The 25,448-nt window shown below is 74.2% G+C and carries 29 protein-coding genes and 1 pseudogene; 14 read left to right on the forward strand and 16 right to left on the reverse strand.

The genetic code is table 11. The features are described from left to right. Positions 1-22 precede the first annotated feature (22 nt). Positions 23-778, forward strand: a complete 756-nt coding sequence (gene fabG, locus ACI795_RS05050) for a 3-oxoacyl-ACP reductase FabG (RefSeq protein WP_457074125.1) — start codon at positions 23-25, stop codon at positions 776-778. Between the two features lie 73 nt (positions 779-851). On the opposite strand, the gene ACI795_RS05055 is transcribed toward fabG, so the two are convergent. Further along, positions 852-1,631 carry an SDR family NAD(P)-dependent oxidoreductase gene (locus ACI795_RS05055; protein WP_457074126.1) on the reverse strand — a complete coding sequence of 260 codons (780 nt, stop codon included), beginning with the start codon at positions 1,629-1,631 and terminating at the stop codon, positions 852-854. 24 nt (positions 1,632-1,655) lie between these two features. On the opposite strand from ACI795_RS05055, the gene ACI795_RS05060 reads away from it, so the two are divergent. Continuing rightward, positions 1,656-2,147, forward strand: coding sequence for a hypothetical protein (locus tag ACI795_RS05060; RefSeq protein WP_457074127.1), 492 nt, complete (start codon positions 1,656-1,658; stop codon positions 2,145-2,147). Positions 2,148-2,159: 12 nt separating this feature from the next. On the opposite strand, the gene ACI795_RS05065 is transcribed toward ACI795_RS05060, so the two are convergent. Continuing rightward, the gene (locus tag ACI795_RS05065; protein WP_457074128.1) at positions 2,160-2,399 is read right to left on the reverse strand and encodes a hypothetical protein; all 240 of its coding nucleotides are present in this window, start codon (positions 2,397-2,399) and stop codon (positions 2,160-2,162) included. Between the two features lie 74 nt (positions 2,400-2,473). On the opposite strand from ACI795_RS05065, the gene ACI795_RS05070 reads away from it, so the two are divergent. Both ACI795_RS05070 and ACI795_RS05075 read left to right on the forward strand, forming a co-directional pair. Next, a complete protein-coding gene (locus tag ACI795_RS05070) occupies positions 2,474-3,115 on the forward strand; it encodes a hypothetical protein (protein WP_457074129.1) in 642 nt (213 codons plus the stop codon). A 7-nt stretch (positions 3,116-3,122) separates the two neighbouring features. Further along, complete coding sequence (locus ACI795_RS05075; protein WP_457074130.1) at positions 3,123-3,716, forward strand: hypothetical protein; 594 nt, start codon at positions 3,123-3,125, stop codon at positions 3,714-3,716. 30 nt (positions 3,717-3,746) lie between these two features. Here the strand turns inward: ACI795_RS05075 and ACI795_RS05080 are convergent, their stop codons facing one another. The 3 genes from ACI795_RS05080 to ACI795_RS05090 form a co-directional block, all read right to left on the reverse strand. Continuing rightward, complete coding sequence (locus ACI795_RS05080; RefSeq protein WP_457074131.1) at positions 3,747-4,301, reverse strand: dihydrofolate reductase family protein; 555 nt, start codon at positions 4,299-4,301, stop codon at positions 3,747-3,749. A 106-nt stretch (positions 4,302-4,407) separates the two neighbouring features. Continuing rightward, positions 4,408-5,697, reverse strand: coding sequence for an Nramp family divalent metal transporter (locus tag ACI795_RS05085; RefSeq protein ID WP_457074132.1), 1,290 nt, complete (start codon positions 5,695-5,697; stop codon positions 4,408-4,410). Between the two features lie 105 nt (positions 5,698-5,802). After that, complete coding sequence (locus ACI795_RS05090) at positions 5,803-6,411, reverse strand: GNAT family N-acetyltransferase (RefSeq protein ID WP_457074133.1); 609 nt, start codon at positions 6,409-6,411, stop codon at positions 5,803-5,805. A 184-nt stretch (positions 6,412-6,595) separates the two neighbouring features. Here ACI795_RS05090 and ACI795_RS05095 point away from each other — a divergent pair, with 184 nt between their 5' ends. Continuing rightward, positions 6,596-7,198 carry an ATP-dependent Clp protease proteolytic subunit gene (locus ACI795_RS05095; protein ID WP_457074134.1) on the forward strand — a complete coding sequence of 201 codons (603 nt, stop codon included), beginning with the start codon at positions 6,596-6,598 and terminating at the stop codon, positions 7,196-7,198. Here ACI795_RS05095 and ACI795_RS05100 read toward each other — a convergent pair. Further along, positions 7,167-7,871: a Mut7-C RNAse domain-containing protein gene (locus tag ACI795_RS05100; RefSeq protein WP_457074135.1), complete on the reverse strand. Its 705-nt coding sequence runs from the start codon at positions 7,869-7,871 to the stop codon at positions 7,167-7,169. The genes ACI795_RS05095 and ACI795_RS05100 overlap by 32 nt on opposite strands. 240 nt (positions 7,872-8,111) lie before the next feature. On the opposite strand from ACI795_RS05100, the gene nagB reads away from it, so the two are divergent. Then, complete coding sequence (gene nagB / locus ACI795_RS05105) at positions 8,112-8,909, forward strand: glucosamine-6-phosphate deaminase (RefSeq protein ID WP_457074136.1); 798 nt, start codon at positions 8,112-8,114, stop codon at positions 8,907-8,909. A 171-nt stretch (positions 8,910-9,080) separates the two neighbouring features. Here nagB and ACI795_RS05110 read toward each other — a convergent pair whose 3' ends face one another. Next, positions 9,081-9,527: a rhodanese-like domain-containing protein gene (locus ACI795_RS05110; protein ID WP_457074137.1), complete on the reverse strand. Its 447-nt coding sequence runs from the start codon at positions 9,525-9,527 to the stop codon at positions 9,081-9,083. A 131-nt stretch (positions 9,528-9,658) separates the two neighbouring features. Between ACI795_RS05110 and ACI795_RS05115 the strand changes: the two genes are divergently transcribed. Together ACI795_RS05115 and ACI795_RS05120 are read left to right on the forward strand one after the other, a co-directional pair. After that, positions 9,659-10,297 (forward strand): GntR family transcriptional regulator, encoded by a 639-nt coding sequence (locus ACI795_RS05115; protein WP_457074138.1) that lies wholly within the window; start codon positions 9,659-9,661, stop codon positions 10,295-10,297. Continuing rightward, positions 10,281-11,303: a 1-aminocyclopropane-1-carboxylate deaminase gene (locus ACI795_RS05120; protein ID WP_457074139.1), complete on the forward strand. Its 1,023-nt coding sequence runs from the start codon at positions 10,281-10,283 to the stop codon at positions 11,301-11,303. Before ACI795_RS05115 ends, ACI795_RS05120 begins: the two co-directional genes overlap by 17 nt. A gap of 119 nt (positions 11,304-11,422) precedes the next feature. On the opposite strand, the gene ACI795_RS05125 is transcribed toward ACI795_RS05120, so the two are convergent. From ACI795_RS05125 to ACI795_RS05150, 6 genes are all read right to left on the reverse strand, one after another. After that, positions 11,423-12,373: a PDR/VanB family oxidoreductase gene (locus ACI795_RS05125; protein WP_457074140.1), complete on the reverse strand. Its 951-nt coding sequence runs from the start codon at positions 12,371-12,373 to the stop codon at positions 11,423-11,425. Continuing rightward, complete coding sequence (locus tag ACI795_RS05130; protein ID WP_457074141.1) at positions 12,370-13,188, reverse strand: MOSC domain-containing protein; 819 nt, start codon at positions 13,186-13,188, stop codon at positions 12,370-12,372. Before ACI795_RS05130 ends, ACI795_RS05125 begins: the two co-directional genes overlap by 4 nt. A 236-nt stretch (positions 13,189-13,424) precedes the next feature. Next, positions 13,425-14,153: an alpha/beta hydrolase gene (locus ACI795_RS05135; RefSeq protein ID WP_457074142.1), complete on the reverse strand. Its 729-nt coding sequence runs from the start codon at positions 14,151-14,153 to the stop codon at positions 13,425-13,427. A 26-nt stretch (positions 14,154-14,179) separates the two neighbouring features. Next, positions 14,180-14,383, reverse strand: a complete 204-nt coding sequence (locus tag ACI795_RS05140; protein WP_457074143.1) for a hypothetical protein — start codon at positions 14,381-14,383, stop codon at positions 14,180-14,182. Between the two features lie 43 nt (positions 14,384-14,426). After that, positions 14,427-15,347, reverse strand: coding sequence for an NADP-dependent oxidoreductase (locus ACI795_RS05145; RefSeq protein ID WP_457074144.1), 921 nt, complete (start codon positions 15,345-15,347; stop codon positions 14,427-14,429). Positions 15,348-15,352: 5 nt separating this feature from the next. Beyond that, the gene (locus ACI795_RS05150; RefSeq protein WP_457074145.1) at positions 15,353-15,646 is read right to left on the reverse strand and encodes an SCO4225 family membrane protein; all 294 of its coding nucleotides are present in this window, start codon (positions 15,644-15,646) and stop codon (positions 15,353-15,355) included. 172 nt (positions 15,647-15,818) lie between these two features. On the opposite strand from ACI795_RS05150, the gene msrA reads away from it, so the two are divergent. Together msrA and ACI795_RS05160 are read left to right on the forward strand one after the other, a co-directional pair. Next, entirely contained in the window at positions 15,819-16,472 is a 654-nt protein-coding gene (gene msrA / locus ACI795_RS05155) for a peptide-methionine (S)-S-oxide reductase MsrA (protein WP_457074146.1), read from the forward strand. Between the two features lie 55 nt (positions 16,473-16,527). Then, the gene (locus ACI795_RS05160) at positions 16,528-17,442 is read left to right on the forward strand and encodes a haloalkane dehalogenase (protein WP_457074147.1); all 915 of its coding nucleotides are present in this window, start codon (positions 16,528-16,530) and stop codon (positions 17,440-17,442) included. A 49-nt stretch (positions 17,443-17,491) separates the two neighbouring features. On the opposite strand, the pseudogene ACI795_RS05165 reads toward ACI795_RS05160, so the two are convergent. Next, positions 17,492-18,004, reverse strand: a pseudogene (locus ACI795_RS05165) (NUDIX domain-containing protein); the annotation flags it as partial. Between the two features lie 594 nt (positions 18,005-18,598). Between ACI795_RS05165 and ACI795_RS05170 the strand changes: the two are divergent. Continuing rightward, complete coding sequence (locus ACI795_RS05170) at positions 18,599-18,910, forward strand: PadR family transcriptional regulator (protein WP_457074148.1); 312 nt, start codon at positions 18,599-18,601, stop codon at positions 18,908-18,910. Continuing rightward, complete coding sequence (locus ACI795_RS05175; protein ID WP_457074149.1) at positions 18,907-19,689, forward strand: hypothetical protein; 783 nt, start codon at positions 18,907-18,909, stop codon at positions 19,687-19,689. The genes ACI795_RS05170 and ACI795_RS05175 overlap by 4 nt, the downstream gene beginning before the upstream one ends. Positions 19,690-20,092: 403 nt before the next feature. Here ACI795_RS05175 and ACI795_RS05180 read toward each other — a convergent pair whose 3' ends face one another. Then, positions 20,093-21,685: a methyl-accepting chemotaxis protein gene (locus tag ACI795_RS05180; RefSeq protein ID WP_457074150.1), complete on the reverse strand. Its 1,593-nt coding sequence runs from the start codon at positions 21,683-21,685 to the stop codon at positions 20,093-20,095. Between the two features lie 152 nt (positions 21,686-21,837). Here ACI795_RS05180 and ACI795_RS05185 point away from each other — a divergent pair, with 152 nt between their 5' ends. Together ACI795_RS05185 and ACI795_RS05190 are read left to right on the forward strand one after the other, a co-directional pair. Further along, the gene (locus ACI795_RS05185; protein WP_457074151.1) at positions 21,838-22,959 is read left to right on the forward strand and encodes a class I SAM-dependent methyltransferase; all 1,122 of its coding nucleotides are present in this window, start codon (positions 21,838-21,840) and stop codon (positions 22,957-22,959) included. A 285-nt stretch (positions 22,960-23,244) separates the two neighbouring features. Next, positions 23,245-24,705, forward strand: coding sequence for an MFS transporter (locus ACI795_RS05190; protein WP_457074152.1), 1,461 nt, complete (start codon positions 23,245-23,247; stop codon positions 24,703-24,705). An 18-nt stretch (positions 24,706-24,723) separates the two neighbouring features. Here ACI795_RS05190 and ACI795_RS05195 read toward each other — a convergent pair whose 3' ends face one another. Continuing rightward, positions 24,724-25,215 (reverse strand): phosphoribosyltransferase, encoded by a 492-nt coding sequence (locus ACI795_RS05195; protein WP_457074153.1) that lies wholly within the window; start codon positions 25,213-25,215, stop codon positions 24,724-24,726. Positions 25,216-25,448: the final 233 nt, after the last annotated feature.

Raw genomic sequence — 25,448 nt, forward strand, 5'->3', positions numbered from 1 at the left:
ACGGACTCGACGAGGAGATGCAGTGGCAGAGCAGCGGACGGCGATCATCACCGGGGCGGCGCGCGGGATCGGCGCGGCCATCGCGAAGCGGTTCGCCGCGGACGGCATGGCGGTGGCCGTGCTCGACCTGGACGAGGGCGCCTGCGCCGGGACGGTGGAGGCGATCACCGGGGCCGGTGGGCGTGCGCTGGCCGTCGGTGCGAACGTCGCCGAGGAGGACTCCGTGGCGGCTGCCGTCGACCGGGTGGCGGCCGAGCTCGGCGCCCCGACGGTGCTGGTGAACAACGCCGGGATCACCCGGGACAACCTGCTGTTCAAGATGAGCGTCGGTGACTGGGACGCCGTGCTCGGCGTGCACCTGCGCGGGGCGTTCCTGATGAGCCGGGCGGCGCAGAAGCACATGGTCGAGGCCCAGTGGGGCCGGATCGTGAACCTCTCCAGCGTCTCGGCGCTGGGCAACCGCGGGCAGGCCAACTACTCCGCGGCGAAGGCCGGCATGCAGGGGCTCACCAAGACCCTCGCCATCGAGCTGGGCCGCTACAACGTCACCGCGAACGCGATCGCGCCCGGGTTCATCGAGACCGAGATGACCGCGGCGACGGCCGAGCGGGTCGGGGTGCCGTTCGAGGAGTTCAAGGCGGGCGCGGCCAAGGAGATCCCGGTGCGCCGCGTCGGCCAGCCCGAGGACATCGCGCACACCGCGGCGTTCCTGGCCAGCGAGGGCGCGGGCTTCGTCTCCGGCCAGGTCATCTACGTCGCCGGCGGCCCCAAGGCGTAAGGACCCCCTTCCTCCGCACCTCGCAAGCTCGGCACGGGGCCCCTGGAAGGGGGCCGAACGGGCCGCCGTGCCGTCAGCCGGTGCGGCGGCCCGGGCCGCCGTCGAGGCCGCGGCGGGCCATCGTGGCGGTCAGCGCCGTCCACGCCCGCACCGGCACCAGCCGGGCGGTCTTCATCAGCAGGGCCATCGCCAGCGGGAAGACGATCTCCGCCTTGTCCCGGGCGATGCCGTCGGCGATGGTGCGGGCTGCCGCGTCGGCCTCGATCCGGAAGGGCATCGGGAAGCGGTTGCGCTCGGTCATCCGGGTGCGCACGAACCCCGGGTTGACCAGCTGGACGACGAGGCCGCGCGGGGCCAGCGAGCCGCGCAGGCTCTCCAGCAGGCTGATCAGCGCGGCCTTGCCGGCGTTGTAGGCCTCCGAGCCGGGCAACCCGCGGTAGCCGGCGACCGAGGCGACGCCGACGAGCCGGCCGCGCCCGTCGGCGAGCATCTGCGGGACGACGGCCTCGAAGGTGTGCACCGCGCCCAGCACGTTGATCCGCAGGTGCTCGGCGAACAGGTCGGAGTCCCACGGTTCCACGTGGAACCCCGACCAGGTGCCGGCGTTGGCGACGACGACGTCGATGCCGCCGAGCGCCGCGCGCACCTGCGCACCGGCCGCCACGGTGGCGTCCCGGTCGGTGACGTCGACCGGGACGACGGTCATCCGGTCCCCGGCCACCTCGGCGAGCTGCTCGGCGTTCCGGGCGCTGATCGCCACCCGGGCGCCGCGGTCGGCGAGCTCCCGGGCGAGCGCGGCGCCGATGCCGGTCGAGGCACCCGTGATCCAGATCCGTGCTCCGCTGATCTCCATGGCACCAGCCTGGATGATGGGCGCATGGCCTCGCGCAAGCAGCCCCGCCGGTCCGCCCCGCCGTCCCCGGGGGTCGGTCACGGCGAGTACGTGATGTACCCGGGCACCCGCGCCGAGGTGTACGACCTGCTGGAGCGGCTCTCCGCGGCCGCCGGCGACTCACCCGACGCCGGGACGCCGGGGCTGAGCCTGGACCGGACCCGACTGGTGGTCCGCTGGTTCGGCGAGGTGCCGGCCGCCGTCCAGCGGGTGGTCGACTCGGCGGGCGAGGGGCTGACGGTGACCGTCGTCCCGACCGAGTTCCGCCCCGGCGACCTGCGCGCCGAGGCCGGGCGGATCGCTGCGGAGCACGGCCCGGTCGTGCAGACCGCCGCTGCCCGCCCCGAGGGGGACGGCATCGAGGTGCTCGTCGCGCCGGACGCCGCCCAGGCCGCCGGCAGTGCGGAGACCGCCGTCCTCGAGGCCGGTGTGGAGAGCGGCTTCCCGCTGTTCCCCGAGGTCGGGGAGGCCGGCTGACGCTGCCCCGGATCAGCGCCCGGGGTGGTTGCGGCGGCTCCAGCTGCTCCAGGTGACGTCCTGGTTCAGCGGGTTGCCCAGGATCTCGGCGTCCCGTCGGCCTTCCCGCACCTGCCAGGCGACGTCGCCACCGTGGCTGATCCGCGCCCCGCGGCGCCGGCCGGCCCGGTCCATCAGCCAGGCGGCCAGCAGCAGTCCGGCGAGCACGATCCCCATGACCAGCCAGAAGACGCCCATGGCGCATCGTGGCACATCCGGACGATCGGGTCCGGTCCGTGTGCTGCGCCCTCTGGACCGGGACCGTCCTGATCGCCATGATCACCGCCATGCCACCTCGCCTTCCCGGGCCGCTCGCCGCGTCCCTCGCCGTCGCCGCGGTGGCGCTGGCCGGGTGCGCGGACGCCTCCGCGACGCCGGAGCCCCCCGGTGCGCCGTCCGTACCGCCGGGCCTGGTCCAGCTGGAGCCGATGCCGGACGAGCCGCCCGCCCTCCCCGAGACGCTGCCGCCGGAGCTGCTGGAAGAGCTGGTGCTGCCACCGGTGTCGCTGGACGTGTACGGGCTCATCGACCGGGTGCGGGCGGCGGCCGGGGACTCCCCGGACTTCGGGGCCGTGGAGATCAGCCGGGACCGCACCCAGCTGATCGTCCGGTGGCACGGCCGGCTCCCCGCACCCGTGCAGGCCGTCGTCGACGACCCGGGCGTCCCGGAGATCGAGGTCGTCGTCGAGCAGACCCGCTACCCGGTCGGCGAGCTCCGGGCTGAGGCGGACCGGCTGATCACCGAGCACCCGGATCTGATCTCCGGTATCGGGGCGCGCCCGGCCGGGGACGGCCTCGACGTCCTGATCCGCAGCTCGGCGGCCGACGCCGCCGGCGGCGCGGACGAGGCCCTGACGCGCGGGGGCGTGACCAGTCGCTTCCCGCTGTTCGTCGAGGCCGGGGAGATCGTCCCCGCCGCTGCCGGCTGAGCGCGCCGTGTCGTTGCACGACTTCCCGCCGTCGGACGAGCCGACTCCCCGGTCGATGCCGGACGACGAGCTGCTCGCCTCCCTGCACTTGCCACCGGTGACGGTGCAGCTGGTCGAGCTCGCCGATCGGTTGCGCGCCGCGGCCGGGGACTCGCCGGACTTCGGCGACGTGGAGATCAGCCGGGACCGCACCCGGTTGATCGTCCGGTGGCACGGCCGGCTCCCGGCAGCGGTGCAGGCCGTGGTCGACGACCCGGGCGTCCCGGAGGTGGAGGTCGTCGTCGAGCAGACGCGTTTCCCGGTCGGCGAGCTCCGGGCCGAGGCGGACCGGCTGATCCGGCTGCCGAGCGTGACCGGCGTCCGCCCGGATCCCGGAGGCGACGGGATCGACGTGGACCTCATCCCGCGCCTGGTCGAGGCGGCCGGCAGCCCGGAGGCAGCGGCCGCCGCCCACCGGGTGACCAGTCGTTTCCCGCTCACCCTGCGCGCCCGGGCGATGGTGGGGATGCGGCCGATGCGGCCACCGGTCCTCGAACCCGGGCCCGATGGCCGGTTCCAGCGGCCCGGCGTCCCGCCGGGCGGCCAGGCCCCGCCGGCCTGACGTTCCCGCGGGAACGTCAGGTGGCGCGGCTCAGGCGGCGGACGGTCCGTAGGTCAGGTGGGCGACGCCGTTGCTCAGCGACTCGGTGCCGAGCAGCGACAGCGTCGTCTGCGGGTGCCCCTCGGGGAACAGCCGGGTCCCGGTGCCGACGGCGAGCGGGTAGACGTAGAGGTGCAGCTCGTCGACCAGCCCGTCGGCCAGCAGCGCGCGCACGAGGGTGGCGCTGCCGCTCACGTACAGGTCGCCGACGCCGTCCTTGAGCGCCCGGATGCGGTCGGCGTCGTAACCGCCGAGCACCGTCGAGTGCCGCCAGACCGATTCGGCGTCGGTGAGCGTCGAGCTGACCACGTACTTGGTCGTGTCGTTGAAGAACGGGGCACCCTCGTCGTCCTCGACCGTCCGGGTCGACCAGGCCGGCGCGAACATCTCGAAGGTCACGCGGCCGAGCAGGATGCCCTGGGCCGGCGCGGTGAGCGCGCCGATCGAGGCGGCCAGGTCGTCGGGGAAGCCGTACTCCATCGTCCACATCGGGGCGTCGACGACGCCGTCGACGGTGGTGAATTCGTGCACGCGCAGTGCGCCCATCGTGGTGCTCCCTCGCTCGTCGCCCCGGTCGGTCGCCGGATGCCGTCACGAGGATGGACGGCGCCGCGCCGCGGAACTCATCGGTCCGCTGCCGGACCCCGCCGGATCAGCCGAGGACGATGTCGACCAGCAGGTAGCCGTTGAGGCCGATGATCAGCGCGGCCACCACCGAACCGGCGAGCGTGGTGATCCGGCGGTTGACCCAGGCGCCCATCAGGTCCTTGCGGGAGGTCAGCCACAGCAGCGGCACCAGGGCGAACGGGATGCCGAAGCAGAGCACCACCTGCGACCAGACCAGCGCCGTCGTCGGGTCCCCGCCCAGGCCGAGCACCAGCAGCGCCGGGGCGAGGGTGATCAGGCGGCGGACCAGCACCGGGATGTGCTTGCGCAGGAACCCGGCCATCACCACCTGCCCGGCGTGGGTGCCCACCGAGGAGCTGGCGAACCCGGCCGCGAGCAGCGCCAGGGCGAAGGCGAGCGCGGCGCCGCCGCCGAGCTGGTCGCCGAGGCCGGCGTGCACGCTCTCCAGCGACTCGATCCCGTCGCCGGCGGTGAACAGCTGGGCGGCGATGATCAGCATCGCGGCGTTGACCAGCCCGGCCAGTCCCATGGCGATGAGGACGTCGATCCGCTGGGCGCGCAGCAGCCGCCCGCGCCCGCGCTGGGTGCGGCCCTCGGTGACGACGTCGCCGTAGCGGCCCGGGGTGAGCGCGGAGTGCACGTAGATGACGTGCGGCATGACGGTGGCGCCGAGGATGCCGGTGGCCAGCAGCAGGCTCTCGCTGCCGGAGAAGCTCGGCACCAGCCCGGAGGCGACGCCGCCGGGGTCGACGCCCGAGCCGACCAGCGTGTACGCGAAGCCCCCGCCGATCACCAGCAGCAGCCCGGTGATCACCCGCTCGAACGGCCGGTACCCCCGCGACTGCGCGGCCAGCAGCACGAACGCGACGACGGCGGTGATCAGCCCGCCGATCGGCAGCGGCACCCCGAAGAGCAGGTTCAGCGCCACCGCGCCGCCGACGATCTCCGCGAGGTCGGTCGCGATCGCCACCGCCTCGGCCTGCGCCCACAGCCCCCAGGTGACCGGGCGGGGCAGCCGCTCGCGGCAGTTGGTGGCCAGGTCGCGGCCGGTGGCCAGGCCGAGCTTCGCGGTGAGCGACTGGATGAGCATCGCCATCAGGTTGGCGGCGACGATCACCCACAGCAGCGTGTAGCCGAAGGAGGCGCCGCCGGTGAAGTTCGTGGCGAAGTTGCCGGGGTCGACGTAGGCCACCGCCGCGACGAACGCCGGGCCGAGCATCGGCCACAGCCGGCGCTTGGCCGCCGGCGGTGCCGGGGGCCGGGCGTGCGGCAGCGTGCTGGTGAGGACGGCGGCCTCGGTCTTCGACAGGAACACGGCGACCTCCGGGGGCGGCGGGGTGGGCTCTCCTGCTCTGCCCGACCCGGAGGGGCCATGCGGGCCGACCTGTGGCCCCCGGGGGTCAGGTCAGCCTTGCCTGCGTCAGGGGCGCTTGGGCTGGCGGACCAGGGTCCAGATCGGCAGCTCGTGGTCGACCGCCGTCCGGGTCGAGTGCGTGACGGCGAACCCGAAGCGCTGCAGCCAGCGGACGACGGTGGAGGTGTAGACGGTCGCCGCGGCCGGCACCCCGTCGGCGTCGCAGCGGTCGAGCACCGGCTGGAGCACCGCCGCGCCCAGCCCCTGGTGCCGGGCGGCCGGGCGGGTGCCGACGGCGTGCAGCCACCAGTGCGGCTCGTCGGGCCGGCCCAGCGCGCCGAGCCGCTCGCTGGCCAGCACCACCGGCTGGCGGGCGCCGAACACCCGGGGCAGGTCGCGGTCGATGACCGCCTGCAGGTCGGCGGCGTGCGGTGGTGCGTCCGGGGCCACCCAGGCGGCGGCTGCGTTCACGTCGTCGGTGACCCACGCGGTGTCGGAGAGCACCGGCACCAGCGCGCCCCACAGCTCCGCCCAGCGGGACAGCCGCTGGGTGCGCCCGTCCTCGGGCAGCGCCCAGGAGGTCCACCGGTAGTCGGGGTAGGCGACGGCGAGGGTCGCGGCCAGCCGCGGGACGTCGGCCCGGGTCGCGCGCCGGACGACGGGGGGAGTGGTCACCGTTCGATCAGACCACGGGCCCGCCCCGGCCGGCCCCTCGCCCGTCAAGCCCCATTCGCCGAGGGCACAAGAAGTGCGCTGACCGCGCAATCGACCATTTTCGCAGGTCTTCCGGCGTGCATTCCTGATTGGCTCAGGTCGTCCATTCCGGCGACCCAGGAGACTCCCGATGACCATTTTCGGCATGCCCTCACCGCTCACGATGCGGACAGCTGCGCCGTCCGCCGGCACCCTCGGCGACGCCGTCTACGAGCGCCTGATGCGCGAGCGGATCGTCTTCCTCGGCCGCGAGGTCGACGACGACATCGCCAACGAGCTGTGTGCCCAGATGCTGCTGCTCTCGGCCGAGGACCCGACCCGCGACATCCACCTGTACGTGAACTCCCCGGGTGGCTCGGTGATGGCCGGGCTGGCCGTCTACGACACGATGCGGTTCGTCGACTGCGACGTCGCCACGTACGCCATGGGCATGGCCGCCTCGATGGGCCAGTTCCTGGTCACCGCCGGAACGGCGGGCAAGCGCTACACCTTGCCGCACACCCGGATCCTCATGCACCAGCCCAGCGCCGGCCTGCGGGGGACCGCCGCGGACATCACCATCCAGGCCGAGATGCTCGGCCAGCTCAAGCGGCAGGTGAACGAGCTGCAGGCGGAGCACTCCGGGCAGGACGTCGCGCAGATCGCCCGTGATTCCGAGCGCGACCGCTGGTTCTCCCCGGCGGAGGCGCAGGCCTACGGCCTGGTCGACCACGTGCTCACGGACGTGCGCGCGTTGCCGCCGCGATGAGCTCGTCGATGCGACGGGAGTGGGCGCCGCGCCAGTAGACCCGCCCGCAGCGGGTGCACCGGGAGAACTCCTCCGCGGTGTGCAGGGTCCCCGGTTCGAGCAGGTCGGCGACGTCGGCCTTCGGCACCGGCGCCAGCTCCCCGTTGCAGGCCGTGCACCGGGTGAGCGGCGCCGGGGCGACGGCGAACCGGTCCAGCACGTCGGCCAGCTGGCCGTCCGGGTCGCTCCCCCGGACCAGCGCGCCGTGCGGCAGGGCCCGGCGCATCAGCAGGCCGCGGTCCTGGGTGAGCAGCACCCGGTCCTCGGCCACCGCCTGGGCGACCAGGTCCGGGTCGTCGGCGTCGTTGGACCAGGCGGCATCCAGCCCGAGCAGCCGCAGCCGCCGGGCCAGCGTCCCCAGCCCGACGTCGAGCAGGAAGCCCCCGGCCGGCACCGGCTGCGGCCGGACGACGGGGGAGACCTCGAGGACGTCGCCAGGGGCGGTGCGGTCGGTGCGGTCCACGACGACCCCGTCGATCCGCACCTCGCCCACCTCGGTCAGCGGCACCCCGGCCGCCTGCACCAGGTGGGCGACGGTGGCGTCCGGGTCGTCCCCCAGCTCCCGCTCGCCGGCGGCCCGGCACCGGAGGGGCAGCAGGAAGCGCAGCGGCGGATCGACCCGGACGACGGTCACCCCGGAGGCCTACCCGGTGGGCCGGCGGACCACCGCCCGGAGCAGGCTCAGCTCGGGGGATCCAGGTGAGAGCGTGTCCCCGGTCGCCACGACCGGGGTGACCGGGGACACCCCGACAGCCCGCACGGCGGCGAGCTCCGGCCGGGTACGCAGGTCGACGTGCTGGTCACCGATGCAGAACTCGTCCCCACCGCCGTCCTGCGCGGCGGCCGGTGGGTCACCTGAGAGGAGCGCTGAGCCGTGGAGGTCGTACTGCTGCCCACCCCCGAGGACTGCGGACGGGTGGTCGCGGACGCGGTCGCCGGGTCGGTGCTCGCGGCGCTGGACCGCGGCGGGCCGGTGGTGCTGGGGCTGGCGACCGGCTCCTCACCGCTGCTGGCCTACCGCGAGCTGCTGCGCCGGCACGCCGAGGAGGGGCTGTCCTTCGCCGGGGTGCAGGCGTTCCTGCTCGACGAGTACGTCGGCCTGCCCGCCGGGCACCCGGAGTCCTACCGGGCGGTGATCCGCCGCGAGCTCACCGACGCGCTGGGCCTGGACCCCGCGGTCGTGCACGGCCCGGACGGCGCGGCCGACGACCCGGTGCAGGCGGCCCGTGACTACGAGGCGCGGCTGAAGGCGGCCGGCCCGGTTGCGGTGCAGGTGCTGGGCATCGGCGCCAACGGGCACCTCGGGTTCAACGAGCCGGGGTCGTCGCTGGCCAGCCGCACCCGGGTGAAGACCCTGACCGAGCAGACCCGGCAGGACAACGCGCGGTTCTTCGGCGGCGACGTCGCCGCGGTGCCCCGGCACGTGCTCACCCAGGGGCTGGGCACGATCCTGGAGGCGGAGCACCTGGTGCTGGTGGCCACCGGCGAGCGGAAGGCGGCGGCGGTCGCGGCAGCGGTCGAGGGGCCGCTGACCGCGTCGTGCCCGGCGTCGGTGCTCCAGCTGCACCCGCACGTGACCGTCGTCGTCGACGAGGCGGCCGGGTCCCGGCTGGGCCGGGCCGACTACTACCGGTACGTGCTGGCCCACAAGCTGCCGCAGCAGGGCTGGTGACCGGGCTGGGGAGCATCGCGGCCGTGTCCCACCGCCCCGGGTTCACGGCAAGGGCACCTTCGTCGCCGAGCGGACGGTGCGCGCGGGGGCCGGTCGAGCACGCGCCGTCGACCAACCGCGGCGACCGGTACGAGATGGCGATGACCGTGTAGCTGCGCGCCGAAGCCGGGCTCAGCAGCCGCAGCTGACCCCGGCCGGGGCGGTGAGCGGGTCGACGTCCGGGCGGGTGACCCCCGCCGCGGTCGCCACCGGCAGGCCTTCGCGGGCCCAGTACTCGAAGCCGCCGATCATCTCCCGCACCCGGAAGCCGAGCGTCGCCAGCGTCAGCGCGGCCCGGGTGGCGCCGTTGCAGGCCGGGCCCCAGCAGTAGGTGACCACCGGGACGGCGGGGTCCAGCGCCGAGGCCGCGCGCGCGGTGATCTCCCGGCCGGGCAGGTGCACCGCCCCCGGCACGTGCCCCTGCGCCCACGACTCGGCGCTGCGGCTGTCCAGCAGCACGAAGCCCGGCCGGCCGGTCTCCAGCGCGGCGTGCACGTCGGAGACGTCGGTCTCCACGGCCAGCCGGTGGGCGAAGTGGGCCGCGGCGTCGGCGGGTGGGGTGGACCAGTCGAGCGTCATGCCGTCGATCGTGTCCGCGCGGCGGGCGGCCGACGAGGGTCAGGACGGACGGAGATCGCAGCGATCCGGCCTTGACGGGAGCAGCTCTGACATCTGAGATGTCAGTTGTGTCGATCGGTCCCGTCCCCCGCGTGCTGTTACGCGACCAGGCCGCCCAGCTGATCCGCGCCGCGATCGTCAGCGGCGAGCTGGCACCCGGTGCGGTGGTGAAGGACGCCGAGCTCGCCACTCGGCTCGGGCTGTCGGTCGCTCCGGTGCGCACCGCACTGGCCCGACTGGCCGACGAGGGCCTGGTCGAGGCGAAGCCGCAGAGCCACACCCGGGTCACCCCGCTGGACCCCCGGCAGGTGCGCGACGCCGCCGTCGTCGTCCGGGCGATGCACGAGCTCGCCACCGGCGAGGCCGCCGGGCACGTCACCACCGAGGACGTCGCCGCGATGCACGCCGCCAACGCCCGGTTCGCCGCGGCCGTGGCCGCCGGTGACCTCCCCGGCGCGCTGGCCGCCGACGACGAGCTGCACCAGGTGCTGCTCACCCGGTGCGGCAACGGCGCGGTGCAGGCCACGGTCGACCGGTTCACCCCGGCGGTCCGGCGGCTGGAGCGGCAGCGGTTCGCCGCGCCCCACGGCCGGGAGTCGGTCGCCCTGCACGACCGCCTGATCGCCGCCTGCGCGGCCGGGGACGTCACCGACGCCGTCGCCACGACCACCGAGATCTGGACGGCGCTGCTGTCCGAACTGGAGGAGACCCCCGATGCCGAGCCTGTCTGACTTCCCCCGCCACTCCCTGCTGTTCGGGCCCTCGCCGGTGCACCGGCTCGACCGGCTGACCGAGCACCTGGGCGGCGCCGCCGTGTGGGCGAAGCGGGAGGACGTGAACTCCGGCATCGCGTTCGGGGGCAACAAGACCCGCAAGCTCGAGTACCTGGTCGCCGACGCGCTGGCCCAGGGCTGCGACACGCTGGTCTCGATCGGCGGGGTGCAGAGCAACCACACCCGGCAGGTGGCCGCCGTCGCCGCGCACCTCGGGCTGAAGTGCGTGCTGGTGCAGGAGAGCTGGGTCGACTGGCCCGACGCCGTCTACGACAAGGTCGGCAACATCCTCATCTCGCGGCTGGCCGGCGCCGACGTCCGGCTGGTGAAGGCCGGGTTCGGCATCGGGTTCAAGGAGAGCTGGGAGACGGCGCTGGCGGAGATCGAGGCGCGCGGCGGCAAGCCGTACCCGATCCCGGCCGGGGCGTCGGACCACCCGCTCGGCGGGCTGGGCTTCGCGAACTGGGCGCACGAGGTGGCGGCGCAGGAGGCCGAGCTCGGCGTCTTCTTCGACACCGTCGTCGTCTGTTCGGTGACCGGGTCGACCCAGGCCGGCATGGTCGCCGGCTTCGCGCAGCTGGAGCAGGCCGGTGCCCGGCCGCGGCGGGTGCTCGGGATCGACGCCTCGGCGAAGCCGGCCGAGACCCGGGACCAGGTGCTGCGCATCGCCCAGCGGACCGCGCGGGCCATCGGCGTGCAGCGCGAGCTGACCAGCGACGATGTCGAGCTCGACGAGCGTTACCACGCCGGCATCTACGGCATCCCGGACGCGACGACGATCGCCGCGATGGAGCTGGCCGCCCGCACCGAGGGCATGGTCACCGACCCCGTCTACGAGGGGAAGTCGATGGCCGCGACGATCGACCTGGTGGGGCGCGGGGAGATCGACCGGTCGTCCACCGTGCTCTACGCCCACCTCGGTGGGCAGCCCGCCCTGAACGGCTACAGCGCGCTGTTCTCCTGATCCGACTCCGGGCCGCCGCTCGCTCCGCTCCGGGGGCGGGTGGCGGCCGACGTGGGGAGATCCGGGAGCTCGCCGATCTGGCCGTGAGCTGAGCGGTTGAGCCGCCACCCTCGACCGGCTCAGACGGGACCGACGGTGACGGTGCCCGCTGCGCGCGAGACGCACGGCAGCATGATCTGGTCCTGCTCCGCGGGACCGAGCAGGACGTCCCGGTGCAGCACGGTGCCGTCCTCGACCCGGACCCGGCACGTACCGCACGTGCCGGACCGGCACGAGCTGTCCACCGCGATGCCCGCTGCCTCCAGCGTGTCCAGCAGGGTCTCATCCGGGCCGACGTCGTAGCTCGCGCCGGTCGGCCCCCAGACCGCGGTGAACGCGCTCCCGTGCGGGTCGACCGCCGGCACGCCGGTGAAGTCCTCGACGTGCAGCCGGGAGAGCCGCCAGTGCATGGTCAGCGCCTTGACCTCCGCCAGCAGCGCTGTGGGGCCGCAGCAGAACAGCCAGGTGTCGCCCGGGTCCGCCAGCACGTCCCACAGCGGGTACCGGCGTCCTCCGTGCTCCTGGCTGGCGTGGCACACCGCGTCGGCGTCGGTGAACTCCTCGACGTAGGCGGCGTCCTCCCGGGACCGGACCAGGTACACCAGCCGGACGGGCACCCCGGCGGCGCGCGCGGCGTGGTAGACCGGCCGGACCGGGGTGATGCCCACGCCGCCGGCGATCAGCAGCAGGCTGCCGGCTGCTGCGGGGAGGTCGAAGCCGCCGGTGGGCTGGGCGATCTCCAGCACGTCCCCGACGCGGGCGTCGGCGTGCATGCTCCGAGACCCGCCGGTGCTGTTGCGGTCCAGGGCGACCGCGATGTCGTAGTGCTCCGGGGTCGCCGACCCGGGGGAGGTGACCGAGTAGCTGCGCCGCTCCCCGGAGGGGGTGCGCACCTCGACGTGCGCAGCGGTGCGGCACGGTGGCAGGAACCCGCCCCCGGCCGCGGCCAGCCGGAACTCCACGATGCCGCGCGCCACCTGCCGCCGGTGCACGATGCGCACCGGCAGCCGGGACGTGGACGGGGCGCTCAATGCACCCCGTCCGCGGCCCGGACGGCGGGTTCGTCGAGGAGCTCCACCGGCATCCCGGGCGCGAGCGTGCCGGAGGTCTCGATGGTGGCGTAGAAGCCGAACTCCACGTGGCCGTAGTGCATGGAGAGCAGCCTCGGGACGGGCACGTCGCGCTCGGCGGTGTCCGGGGACACCTCCGTGGCGGCACACCGCACGCACGCCTGCTGCGCGAGGAACTCGACGTCCCCGACGCGGAACCGGCGGCCGAGCCAGCTGCGCTCCACCCACGGCTCCCCGAGGTCGACGGTGAGGTTGGGACGGAAGCGCTCCAGGTCCAGCGGGGCCCCGGCGCGCTCGCTGAGCTCCCGCAGCGAGGCGGCGTTCACCACGTGGCAGGCCCAGGTCAGCGCAGGGGAGACCGACGCGGTGTAGGAGTAGGTGTACCGGTCGTTCGCCCGGCGGACCAGCAAGGGTGCGTCGTCGGGGTCCAGGTCCAGCACCCGGGCGAACAGGGCCTCGGCCTGGGCGATCCCGTCGGCGTCGGCCAGGCTGCAGGCGAGCACCACGTGGTCGCGCACCCGTACCTCCAGCCACTCCGTGACCGGGTCGAGCCACGTCCGGACGCCGGCGAGGCGGGGGTCGGTGGTGAGCCCGTAGAAGTGCCGGGCCGGCAACGGCTGGTCCGGCGCCGTGCGGTAGTCGCCGTGCCGCTTGGCCAGCGCCCAGCTGCGGTCCAGCGGGAACCCGGTGGACGGGCTGACCTGGACGGACTCCAGCCGCTGTGGGCTCAGGCCCCTGATCGGGTAGTGGTGCAGGTCGGTGACGCTGCTGCTCATCCGTGTGGCCGCCTCCTCTTGCAGTCCGGGAGCCGACGTGATCGGGGAGCTCCTGGTGGGCGCGGCGCCGTCGTACCGGCAGCAGCCCCGAACTCACCCGGACCACGACGAGACCGTCGACGGCCATCGCAGACCGGGGCGCCTGGTCCTGCCAGGTCGACCGCTGTGGCCATCAGCCGGTCGAGCCGGGCGCGCGGGAACGACCTTACCGGCGTCGTCGCGGCACCCGACTCGGGTCAGAGCGGGACGGCGAGGCCCTCCGGGCTGGGCTGGGTGAGGGCGTCGGTGATCGCCTGGGGCATCGGCTCGAGGCCGGTGCCGGCCAGGACCACGTCCCGGGCGAAGGTGTGCCAGCGGTGCGACCGCCGGACCATGCCGTGCCCGCCGGCGATGGTGAACCGGGCCACCCGGGCCTTCGCCCGCCGCGCCCGGACGGCGAACTCCGCGGACAGCCGGGCCGGCACCCACCGGTCGCCCCGGCCGTGCAGGATCACCACGGTCTGCCCGCCCAGGTGCATGACCGGCTCTCCGGGCGGGGTCCACGGCGCGAGCGCGCAGACCGCGGTCACCGACGGCTCGCCGCCGGCGCGGAGCACGGCCCGCCCGCCCATCGAGTGGCCGACCAGCACGATCGGCACGTCGGTGCCGTGCTCGGCGCGCAGCTGCCCGATCGCCCAGCGGACGTCCTGGAACGCATCGGCGGCCTCGCCGTTCCAGCCGGCGACCCGGTAGCGCAGCAGTGCGGTGGCGATCCCGCGGTCGGCGGCGCTGCGGTGCACGAACGCCTGGAAGGCCCGCATCCGGACCAGCGACAGCGCGCGCTCCTTGGGCGGGTCGATGCTCGCGACCGTGCCGCCGTGGCAGAACAGCGCGATCCCGCGGGTCTCGCCCACCGCGGGGAGCTGCTCCAGCGCCGGGGAGCGGGGGTCGGGGCGGGCGGCGTCCGGGGTGTCGGGGGGGCTCACGTCGTCCTCGGTGGGGTCAGGGGTCGTCAGCGGCGGCGGCGCCTGCCGCCCAGCTTCAGGCGCGCCTTCTCGCCGAGGTCACCGGCCTTGAGCAGGCCGTTGCTGATCGCCGAGGGGCCGTTGCGGCGCTGCAGCGCCTCGCCGAGGCCGCGCAGCACCTTGGTGGCCAGCGGCGCGACGACGGTGAGGACGACCCACATGCGGAGCCGGCGGGTGAGGAAGAGCCACATGGTCTCGACCGTGCCCGCTCCGCGGCAGCGTCAACCGGCCTGCTCACCGGATGCGGAGCACCCGCTTCCCGGTGACGTGCCGGGTGGCCAGTTCCCGGTAGGCCTGCACGACGTCGTCCATCGGGTAGCTGCCGGTGATCGGCACGATCACGTCGCCGGCGGCCACCAGCTCGGCGAGCCGCTGCCAGATGGCCGGCTCGTCGGCCTGCTCCTGTGCCTGGGACCGGACGCCGTACCGCTGGACCGCCCGGCCGTCGGCCGTGGTGTTCACCCTCGCCGGCCGTACTCCCAGCGCCATCGCGACGTCGACGTTGCCCGCCCCGAAGGTGTCCACGAAGGCATCGACGCCCTCCGGGGCGAGCGCCCGCAGCCGGTCGGCCAGCCCGTCCCCGTACCGCACCGGCTCGACGCCGATCGAGCGCAGGAACCCGGCGTTGCCGTCACTCGCGGTGCCGATCACCCGAGCCCCGCGCAGCCGGGCCAGCTGGGCGGCGAAGACGCCCACCCCGCCGGCCGCCGCGGAGACGACGACCGTCTCCCCGGCCCGCGGCCGCACCGCTTCGACCGCGGCCCACGCCGTCGCTCCCGCGCCGGCGATCGAGGCGGCCGCCTCCCAGGCCAGGCCTGCCGGCTTGCGCGCGAGGCGGTCGGCGCCGACGACCACGAATTCCGCCTGCGCGCGCCGGGGCGAGAAGCCGAGCACCTCGTCACCGAGGGCGAACCCGGTCACCCCCTCGCCCACCTCGGCGACCGTGCCGGCGAAGTCGTTGCCCTGGCCCTCGGGGAAGGCCGCCGGCCACATCGCGGCGAAGACGCCTTCCCGGATGCCGATCTCGCCCGGGTTGAGGGCCGCGGCGACGACCGCGACCACCACCTGCCCGGGGCCGGCGGAGGGTTGCGGCACGTCCACGACCTCCAGCACCTCGGGCCCGCCGTACCTGCTGAACCGCACTGCCCTGGCCATGCCGCTCAACCCCGGACCGGACGGTCGGCGCGGCGGATCCGCAGGCGGGTCAGCAGCCACCAGGTGCCCGCCGCCTGGAGCAGCCCGACGACGGTGAAGATCAGCAGGGAGCCCAGCTCGCCCGGGACGAGCAACAGGGCCAGCAGCGACCCGGGCAGGGTCAGCGCGAGCAGCCAGATCCCCGCGAAGCTGGCGTCCTCGGCCCCCGCGGCGGCCACCTGCACCCACACCGTGGTGGCCAGCACCGCCACCGCGTACGCGCCGGCCACCCACACCGGCCAGTTCCGACGTCCGTCCATCTCTCGGCCTCCTGCCGCGCCCTGTCCCCGGCGACACCGGGCGGCGACCGGGGACCCGGCCGCCGTGGCGCCCGGAGAAGGCGGCGCCGACCGTGATCATTCCCGCGTCGACCCGGTTCCGGTTCAGGTCAGCGGCGGGGTCGGTGTGGCGCCACCGACCTACAGTGGGCCCATGTTCTTCTCCCGCGCCAAGACCCAGCCGGTCACCGCGGAGGACGCCCTGACCGGCCGTTCCGAGCCGCTCCCCGGCATCCCCGAGGTGCACGCGGTCAACGGCAACCGCATCCAGCCGCCCTTCCCCGAGGGCATGCAGACCGCCGTCTTCGGCGCCGGCTGCTTCTGGGGCGTCGAGAAGGTCTTCTGGGAGACGCCCGGCGTGTACTCGACGGCGGCGGGCTACGCCGGCGGGTACACCCCCAACCCGACCTACGACGAGGTCTGCTCGGCGCGCACCGGGCACACCGAGGTCGTGCTGGTCGTCTTCGACCCGGCGGTCATCTCCTACGACCGCCTGCTCAAGGAGTTCTGGGAGGAGCACGACCCCACCCAGGGCATGCGCCAGGGCAACGACATCGGCACCCAGTACCGCTCGGCGATCTACACCCAGGGCCCCGAGCAGGAGGCGGCGGCGAAGGCCAGCATCGACATCTTCCAGGAGCGGCTGACCGCCGCCGGCTACGGGCAGATCACCACCGAGATCGCGCCGCTCGGCGAGTTCTACTACGCCGAGGCCTACCACCAGCAGTACCTGTACAAGGTCCCCGGCGGCTACTGCCCGGTGAACTCCACCGGCGTGAGCTGCCCGGTGGGCCTGCCCGGCGTCTGACGTCCGGGCCTCCTCGATAGCGTCGGGCCACGCCCACCAGTCGAGGAGGCCTGCGATGGAGGCGCTGCGCACACCCGAGGACCGGTTCACCGACCTGCCGGAGTTCAGCTACGAGCCCCGGTACGTCGAGGTGGACGACGGGGACGGCGGCCGGCTGCGGGTCGCCGTCCTCGTCGAGGGCCTGGACGACGGCGAGACGGTGCTGCTGCTGCACGGCGAGCCGTCCTGGTCGTTCCTCTACCGCCGGGTGATCCCGGTGCTGACGGCGGCCGGGCTGCGCGTCGTCGTCCCCGACCTGGTCGGCTTCGGCCGCTCCGACAAGCCCACCGAGCTGACCGACTACACCTACGCCAGGCACGTGGCGTGGCTGCGGCAGGCCCTGCTGGACGAGCTGGGGTTCACCGACCTGACCCTGGTGGCGCAGGACTGGGGCGGGCTGATCGGGCTGCGCCTGGTGGCCGAGCACCCGGACCGGTTCGCCCGGGTCGTCGTCGCCAACACCGGCCTGCCCACCGGTGACCACCCGATGAGTGAGGCGTTCCTGGCCTGGCAGCGGGCCGCGGCCGGCATGACGGACATGCAGGTGGGCCGGATCGTCTCCAACGGCACGGCGACGGACCTGGCGCCCGAGGTGGTCGCGGCCTACGACGCTCCCTTCCCCGACGGCCGGTACAAGGCCGGTGCCCGGGTGTTCCCGTCGCTGGTGCCCACCAGCCCCGACGACCCGGCGGCCGCGGCCAACCGGGCCGCCTGGGCGGTGCTGCGCACCTGGGACAAGCCGTTCCTGACCGCCTTCTCCGACAGCGACCCGATCACCGGCGGCGGCGACGCGGTGTTCCAGAAGCTGGTGCCAGGTGCCCAGGGGATGCCGCACACCACGCTGGCCGGGGGCGGGCACTTCCTGCAGGAGGACGTCGGCCCGCAGCTGGCCCAGGTGGTCGTCGACCTGGTCGCTGCCACACCCCGCTGACACCGTCGGCGAGCAGACCGCGCAGCAGTTCGACGTACCGGGCATCCGCCAGTTCGAGGCCTGGCAGCTGGTCAGGAGCGACCCAGCGCAGGTCGTCGTGCTCCTCGGGGCAGTGGTTCACCGGTTGGCCCACCCAGCCGCGCACGCGCCACACGCCGAGCTGGAGGTCGTCACCGGTCAGCCGGTCGATCGGTTCGGCGTCCACGGCGGTCACCTGCACGCCGAGCTCTTCCTGCAGCTCGCGGCGGAGGCTGTCGAACTCGCTCTCGCCGTCCTCGACGTGACCTCCGGGCAGGTCCCACACGTCGGGAAACCAGCGCCGGCTCGCCGTTCGATGCCCCAGGAGGACTCGCCTGTCCCGGACCAGGGCCCCGCAGACGACGTGGTGCGCCGCCGGGATGCGTAGCGGCGTCCGGGGCAGGGACTGGCCCGGGATCGCAGTGCTCGGGGAGAGCCCGACCCGAACCGCGCCGGGATCCTGGTAGGAGACCTCGGCGGGTCCGACGATGTCGGCAGTCCGGTCCGGCTTCTCGCCGGCGACGTACTCGTCCTCGTGTGCCATGCCGACCAGCCAGTGTCGAGCGGGGGGGCACCGACTCGAAGCCGATCATGCTGACGCCCGGCGGACCAGCCGGAGCGGACCAGGAACGTCAGACGCCGGCGGATTCGGGCCGTTGATTTCGGGCACGGGTTTGGGCCGGTTGACCGGTCGGCCGACCTGGGCGAATCCACCGAGAGCGCGGCCGCGCTAGGAGCGGCCCAGAAACGGGTGGTTGTGGGCCGTAGTTCCGGAACCCGTTTCTGGTCACGCAGAGCAGGATGGCCGTTTTCCGCTAGTTGCTCTCGGTAGAAGGGCCAGTAGCCGGCCGGTCGGCCGCAGCACGACGCAGCGCTCACCTTGGGCCACTGGCGGCTCTGCATGCCGATAACGCTGATGTACCGGTCAGTCCGCCAACGGGCGTTCGAGCTCTTGGGCGGCGTGGCGAGCTCGGACTTCGTTTGGACGGGCGGACGGTCCGGGCCTCAGACGTGCCGGGAAGTTCGGTCAGCAGTACTAGACAGGCGCTCTCAGTAGAGGCACTATCAAGGTGTGCCGACCGGACCGCAGCCCAGCGAGTGGCTCCGCGGGGTCCTCGAGCTGTGCGTCTTGCGGGTCATGGCTGATGGGCCCACCTACGGCTATGCCATCGCCGGTCGGCTGGCCGACGCGGGCTTCGGCGACATCAAGGGCGGCACGCTCTACCCGCTGCTGGCCCGGCTCGAGAAGAACGAGCTGGTCATCGTCGACTGGCGGACCGGTGACACCGGTCCGGGGCGCAAGTACTTCACCCTCACCGACGCGGGCCGCGCCGAGCTGGAGCACGGCCTCGCCCGGTGGGAGGCGTTCTCGGCCCGGGTCGGCGCCCACCTTGCCGCGGGCGGCGACGCCTTCGTCCACTCCACCCACTCCTCGAGGAGTTCAGCATGAGCGAGTCCCCCGGCGTGCAGGCCGCACCGCAGGAGGTCTGGGAGCGTCCGTTCGTCCGGGCCCACCAGGAGTGGTGCAGTGCGTTCGTGCTCGAGCTGCGGCTGCGAGACGTCCCCGGTCCGGTGATCGGGGAGCGCCTGGGCGAGGTGGAGGGCCACTGCACGGAGGCCGGTGAACCCCCATCGGCAGCGTTCGGTGATCCCACCGACTACGCCCGGGAGATCGATGCGGAGAGCTCTCCCGAGCGCGTGTCCGGGGTGTGGACCATCGCCGCCCTCGGCGCCGGTCAGGTGCTGGCCATGCTCGTCGGCACCGCTGCGATCCGAAACTGGGTCAGTGGTGAGCCACTGACCTACAACCTGGTGCAGCTCGGCTGTCTCGCCGTGGTCGCGGCCGCGCTGCTGTGCCTACCTCGAGTGCTGCGCCCGCTGTTCGCGCGCCCTTGGGTGCTGGGCACCGCCCTCTTCGCCCTCTTCGCCGTGGTCACCGCGGCTGGTGTCGGAGCCGCAGCAGCCAGTGGAACTTCGTCAGCGATCGTTGTCCCGGTACCACCGGCAGTGATCGCGATCGGCCTCTTCGTGGTGGTGCTCGCCCTGTCCTGGCTCGAGTACCGCGAGCTGACTGGTGACTCCGCCGACGATCTCGTCACCTCCCCCCTCGCCCCTGAGCCGCGAGCGAACACGGCAGCCCAGCGATCAGGCTGGAGCGCCTTGCTGCCGCCCCTGATGATCCCCACCTATTACCTTGCGATGGGGATCCTCTCCTGGGTCTTCGGCTGAAGCACGTGAACCAGTCCGACGTCGTGCCGCGTTGAGGCGACAGCGTTCCGCCGGCAGTTGTCGGACTGGTTCGATCTGATCGCCTGCCGTCGCTGAGTCGCGCACGACGCGTGCCACCAGCCAGGGCGACACGCGCGAAGCACCTTTCCATCACCCGCGGGCTCTCGAAGATCGACCCGGCTCTCCTGGCACATCGGGTGAGGCAATCGTGAACCGAGCGGCGGACCAGGTCAGTGGAGCCGGCGCAGGGAGGCGCACGATCATGCGGTCAGCCAGCCAGTGGATGTCGTCGTGGGACGGCGTTGGGCCAGCACGATGCCGATGAGGAGCCGTCAGGCGAGGTCGCCAGCTGGTCTCATCGAGGCAGGTCTCGACACTGACGAGGACGGTGGCGAACCCGCCGTCAGTAGGTGAAGCGGCTGACCGTGCCGCGCAGGCCGGTCGCCATCCGGGAGAGCTCCGCGACCGCCGTCGTCGTCTGGGTCAGCGCCTGGGTGGTCGACTCCGCCGCCTGGGAGACGCCGGTGATGTTCGCGGCGATCTCGTTCGACCCGCCGGCCGCCTCGGTGACCGACCGGGCCATCTCCGCGGTGGTCGCGGTCTGCTCCTCGACCGCGCTGGCGATCGTCGTCTGGTGGTCGCTGATCTGGCTGATGACGCCGCTGATCCGGTCGATCACCGTGACGGCACCCGAGGAGTCGGCCTGGATCGCCTCCACCCGGCGCACGATCTCCTCGGTGGCCCGGGCGGTCTGCTCGGCCAGCTCCTTGACCTCCCCGGCCACCACGGCGAAGCCCTTGCCGGCCTCCCCGGCCCGGGCGGCCTCGATCGTGGCGTTCAGCGCCAGCAGGTTGGTCTGCTCGGCGATCGAGGTGATCAGCTTGACGACGGCGGTCACCTCGCGGCTCGACTCGCCGAGGGCGGTGACGGTCGCGGTCGCCTCCTGCGCCTGGGCCACCGCCTGGGCGGCGACCCCGGCCGCGGCGTTGGCGCTCAGCGAGATCTCCCGGATCGACGCGCCCATCTCCTCCGCACCGGCGGAGACGGTCCCGACGCTGCGGGACACCTCCTCGGCGGCCGAGCTCACCACCAGCGACTGGGCGCTCGCCTCCTCGGCGGCGGCGGCGATCTGCGTGGTGGAGGCCGAGAGCTCCTCGGCCGCCGCGGCGACCGCGTCGGCCGAGCCGACCACCTCGGACATCGCCCCCCGCATCGACGCGGTGGCCTGGTCCAGCGCGGCGCTCATCCGGCCCAGCTCGTCCTTGCTGCGCAGCCCGGTGCTGCGGGTCAGGTCGCCCTGGGCCAGCCCCTCGGCCACGTGCTGGACCGATCGGATGCCGCGGGTGATGACCGACGCCACCAGCAGGCCGATGCCCACCGCGACCGCCAGCCCCACGCCCAGCACGACGAGGGCGACCGTCCGGTGGTGCTCGTAGGAGGCCCGCGCGTTGGCCGCGGCCACAGCGGCCTCCCGGGTGTCGATGGCCCGGAGCTCGTCGAGGTCCTCGATCACCTCGGTCAGCAGTGGCTCGACGTCCTCGGCGCCCGGGGGCACGGCGGTGGTCACGCCCGCCGAGGCGGCGGGCATCAGGATCGTGCTGGTCAGGGTGTCGATCTGCGCGAGGTCGTCGGTCGCCTCGGCGACCAGGTCGTGCTCGTGCCCGGACGGGTGGTTGGCGGCGTAGGCGCTCACCTGCGTCTGGTAGTCGGCGACCAGCGTGTGCACGTCGGACAGCGGCGGGGCGTGGGTGTCGACGGCGGTCGCGGCACCGATCGCCAGCCTGATCTGCTCGACGTCGTCGATCATCAGGCCGATCTCCTCGATGCTGAGGACGTTGTCGGCGTAGATGGCCTCGCTGGTCGCCGCCGAGTCGGCGAGCGCGGTCAGGCCGAGGCCGCCGATCACCGCGGCGACGACGCCGGCGGCGGCCGTGGAGGCCAGCACCTTGATCCGCACGGGACGGTCGGCGAACCACTGGGCACCGAGCAGTGGCATGAGGTCTCCGGGGGCGTGGTCCGCAGCCGCCGTGGGTCCACGGTCGGCAGTAGGCACATCGGCACCCGCGGCCGACTTCCGGAACGAGATCACCCGATCAGGCGTACGGGGCGGTGCCACCGGGCTCGGCACCGCCGGGCAGAGTGGGCGGCATGGACCCGGCCGAACTCTTCGCCCAGCTGCGCCGGGACCCCGACGTGGACGCCCCCGACCTGGTCGCCGTGGACGCCACCGACCGGCTGCTGCTCGACGAGGCCGCCGCCGACCTCCGCGCGCACCCCGAGGGCGTCGCCGTCCTCGACGACGCGTACGGCGCGCTGACCCTCGGCGCCGTCGCACTGCACGGGGTGACCAGGCCGCGGGTGCACCAGGACGCGCTGGTCGGTGAGCTCGCGCTGGCGCGCAACGCCGAGCGGGTCGGGCTCGCCGGCTCCCACGACGCCCGGCCCCTCGGCCCGGAGCTCGTGCGTGGTGCACGGGTCGTGCTGGCCCGGGCGCCGAAGAGCCTGCACGCGCTGCGGGAGCTCGCCGAGGTGGTGGCCGCGGACGCCGACCCGGACGTGACGCTGTACGTCGGTGCCCGGGTCAAGCACATGACCCATGCGATGAACGACGTCCTGGGGCTGGCCTTCACCGACGTCTCCGCGACCCTGGCCCGGCAGAAGTCCCGGGTGCTGGTGGCCCGGGGCCCGCGGCCGGTCGAGCACACCTTCCCGCGGTGCCGGGAGGACGACGAGCTGGGCCTCACCGTCTGCGCCCACGGCGCCGCCTTCGCCGGCGCCAAGGTCGACCGCGGCACCCGCGCGCTGGTGCGGGTGCTGCCCGACGCCGTCCCAGAGGCACGCACGGCGCTCGACCTGGGCTGCGGCACCGGCGTGCTGGCCGCGCAGCTGGCCCGGTCGCGGCCGGGGCTGGCGGTGCTCGCGTCGGACCAGTCGGCCGCCGCCTGCGCGTCGGCCGCGGCGACCGCCGCCGCCAACGACCTGGCCGATCGCATCGACGTCCGCCGGGACGACGCCGCCGCGGGCCTGGCCGACGCGAGCGTGGACCTGGTGGTCTGCAACCCGCCGTTCCACCTCGGGACGACGGTCGCCGAGACCGCCGCCGAGCGGCTGTTCGCCGGCGCCGCCCGGGTGCTGCGCCCCGGTGGGGAGCTGTGGTGCGTCTTCAACTCGCACCTGCCCCACCGCGCGGCGCTGCAGCGGATCGTCGGCCCCACCCGTCAGGTGACGCGCGACCCCACGTTCACGGTCACGGCCAGCACCCGCCGCTGACGCACCCGTCATCTGGCGCGTGACCTGGGACCCCGTGGGGCCGGAACGCGTCCGACCCCTCGACGGTGACCCGGGCCGTGTGCATCCTGTCCTCGCACTGGCTGGCCGCGACGACCGGCTCGATCCTCCGGGGCGACGGTGGAGTGCACGCGATGGGGGACGTGAGACGTGACCGACCCGGGAACTCACCCCTCCGACGCCGCTGCCGTGACGGAGGGAGGCTCCTCCACGGGGCGGAGCCCGCGGGGTGGTCCGCAGCAGCAACCCCCCGCCGCCCGTGGGCGGGTGGCGGAGACCGTGGCCGCCGGCCTCGTGCAGGGGCCGGTCGAGGTCCTGGACTTCCTCCTGCCGCTCTGGGCCGGGGTCGCGCTGGGCCTGGGGCCTGGCGAGATCGGCGTCCTGCTGGCGACCGAGACGTCGGTGGCCTTCGTCGCCCGCCCGTGGGCGGGGCGCCTGGCGGACCGGTACGACCGTGCACGTCAGGCCGCCGTGGGCGCGTTCCTGGTGGCCGTCTCGCTCGCCGGCTACGCGGTCGCCGGGAACCTGGCGACCGCTCTGGGGGCGGCCGTGGTCGGTGGCGTGGGTGGCGCGCTGTTCTGGGTCGCGCTGCGGGCCCGGGTGGGCGAGCGGCTCGCGGGGGACAGCGCGGCCTTCAGTCGGCTGTTCGCCGCCGAGGGCACCGGGACCTGGATCGCCTTCGTCGTCGCCCTGACCGCCATCGCGAGCATCGACTACCGCGGCGTCTTCGCGGTCGGTGCGGCGGCCTGCGCGGCTGCGGGGGTCGTCCTGCTCGTCAGCCCGGCCGGCACGGCCTCCCGCCCCGGCTCCGCCGGGCTGTCCCGCGTCGACCGCCGCCGGATGACCCCGCTGCTGGCCCTGGTCGTCGTCACGACGACGGCCGAGAGCGGGGTCGCCCTGCTGCTCCTGCTCCACCTGCAACGGGGGTTCGACCTCGAGCTGGGCGCCATCGCGTCGGTCTTCCTCCCCGGCTTCATCGTCTACAGCACCATCCCTGAACTGCTGCACGGCGTCGTGACCCGGCTCGGGCGCCGGCGGGTGGTGATGGCGGGTCTGGTCGGCAGCGCGGCGTTCGCGGCAGCCCTGTCCGCCGCACCGAACCCGGTGGTCATCGCCGGGGTCTGGGTGCTCGCTGCGGTGGGCTTCGCGGCGGTGATCCCGGTGCAGCAGGCCGTCGTCGCGGAGGTCGCCGGCGGCCGGCTGGGGCAGGGGCTGGCGCGCTACGAGAGCGCGGCGCTGCTGGGCGGCACGGGGGGCTTCCTCGCCGCCGGCTGGCTGTACGGGTCCGGGGCGCGCTGGCAGGTCGCCTGCCTCGCCGCGGCCGCCGTGCTCCTCCTGGCGGCCGGCCTCATGCCACTGGCCCTCCGCCGGGCCGGCACCGCGGACCGGCCACCCCCCGCCGCCGCACCTGCCAGGCCGCAGCGACCGGCCGGTGCCAGACCCGGTCGGCCCCGGGCCGCTCCGCGGGACCGGCGCCCGCCCACGCTGCGGGGCTGGGCGGTGCACGCGACCGTGTGGGTCGTCGCGCAGGTGCCCCTGGCCGTCAGCGGCCACAGCTGGCCCTACGAGGCGCTGTTCGGTGGGCCGTGGCCGCTCGACTGGTACTGGAACTCCAGCGGGCACTGGCTGCTGAACGTCGACCGGATCTGGACGTACGTGCTGGTCATCGACACGGTCTGGTCGTGGGGGCGGGTGCTCGCCCACCGGAGACGGTCCACCCGTTCCTGAGCACGGTGGACCCAGCGGTCAGTGCCCGGCCCCGCCGCGGCTCACCACGGGCGGCAGCGTGGACCAGGGGAAGTCGATCCAGTCGTCGGTCCGCTTCCACACGTAGTCGCAGTGGACCAGTGACCGGGGCTTCTCGTAGACGACCGCCGTCCGGACGGCGGAGACGTGCCCGGCGCAGAACTCCTGGACCAGCTCGAGGGTCTTGCCGGTGTCGGCGACGTCGTCGGCGATCAGCACCCGCGCTCCGGTCAGGTCGACGACGTCGAGCGTCGGCGGCAGCACCACCGGCAGCTCCAGCCGCTGGTCGACGCCGGTGTAGAACTCCACGTTCATCACGAAGAGGTTCTTCACGTCCAGCGCGTAGCCCAGCGCCCCGCCGAGGAAGAGGCCGCCGCGGGCGATGGACAGGATGATGTCGGGCTCGAAGCCGTCGTCGGCGATCTGCTGGGCGAGCTCGCGCGCCGCCCGGCCGAAGTCCTCGTAGGTCAGCGTCTCCCGCTGGTCGCTCACCCGGCCATGCTCCCAGCCGCGTCCGGGCGCACCGCAAGCCGACGCGGGTCCGCTGCTGTGCCGGAACCGGGTCGAGCCGCTGACGTGGGCTTTCGTGGTGTGCGACCGGGTGGTGCACCCCGAGATGAAGATCACATCTCGGCTCAACTCCGTCCGGCAGCGGCCGAGACCGTCGGTGGGGCGACCCTCACCGGGCCGTCGCAGCGAGGGGCGCCGGTGCGCCGGAGGACGGG

The organism is Modestobacter sp. SYSU DS0290, assembly GCF_054050955.1.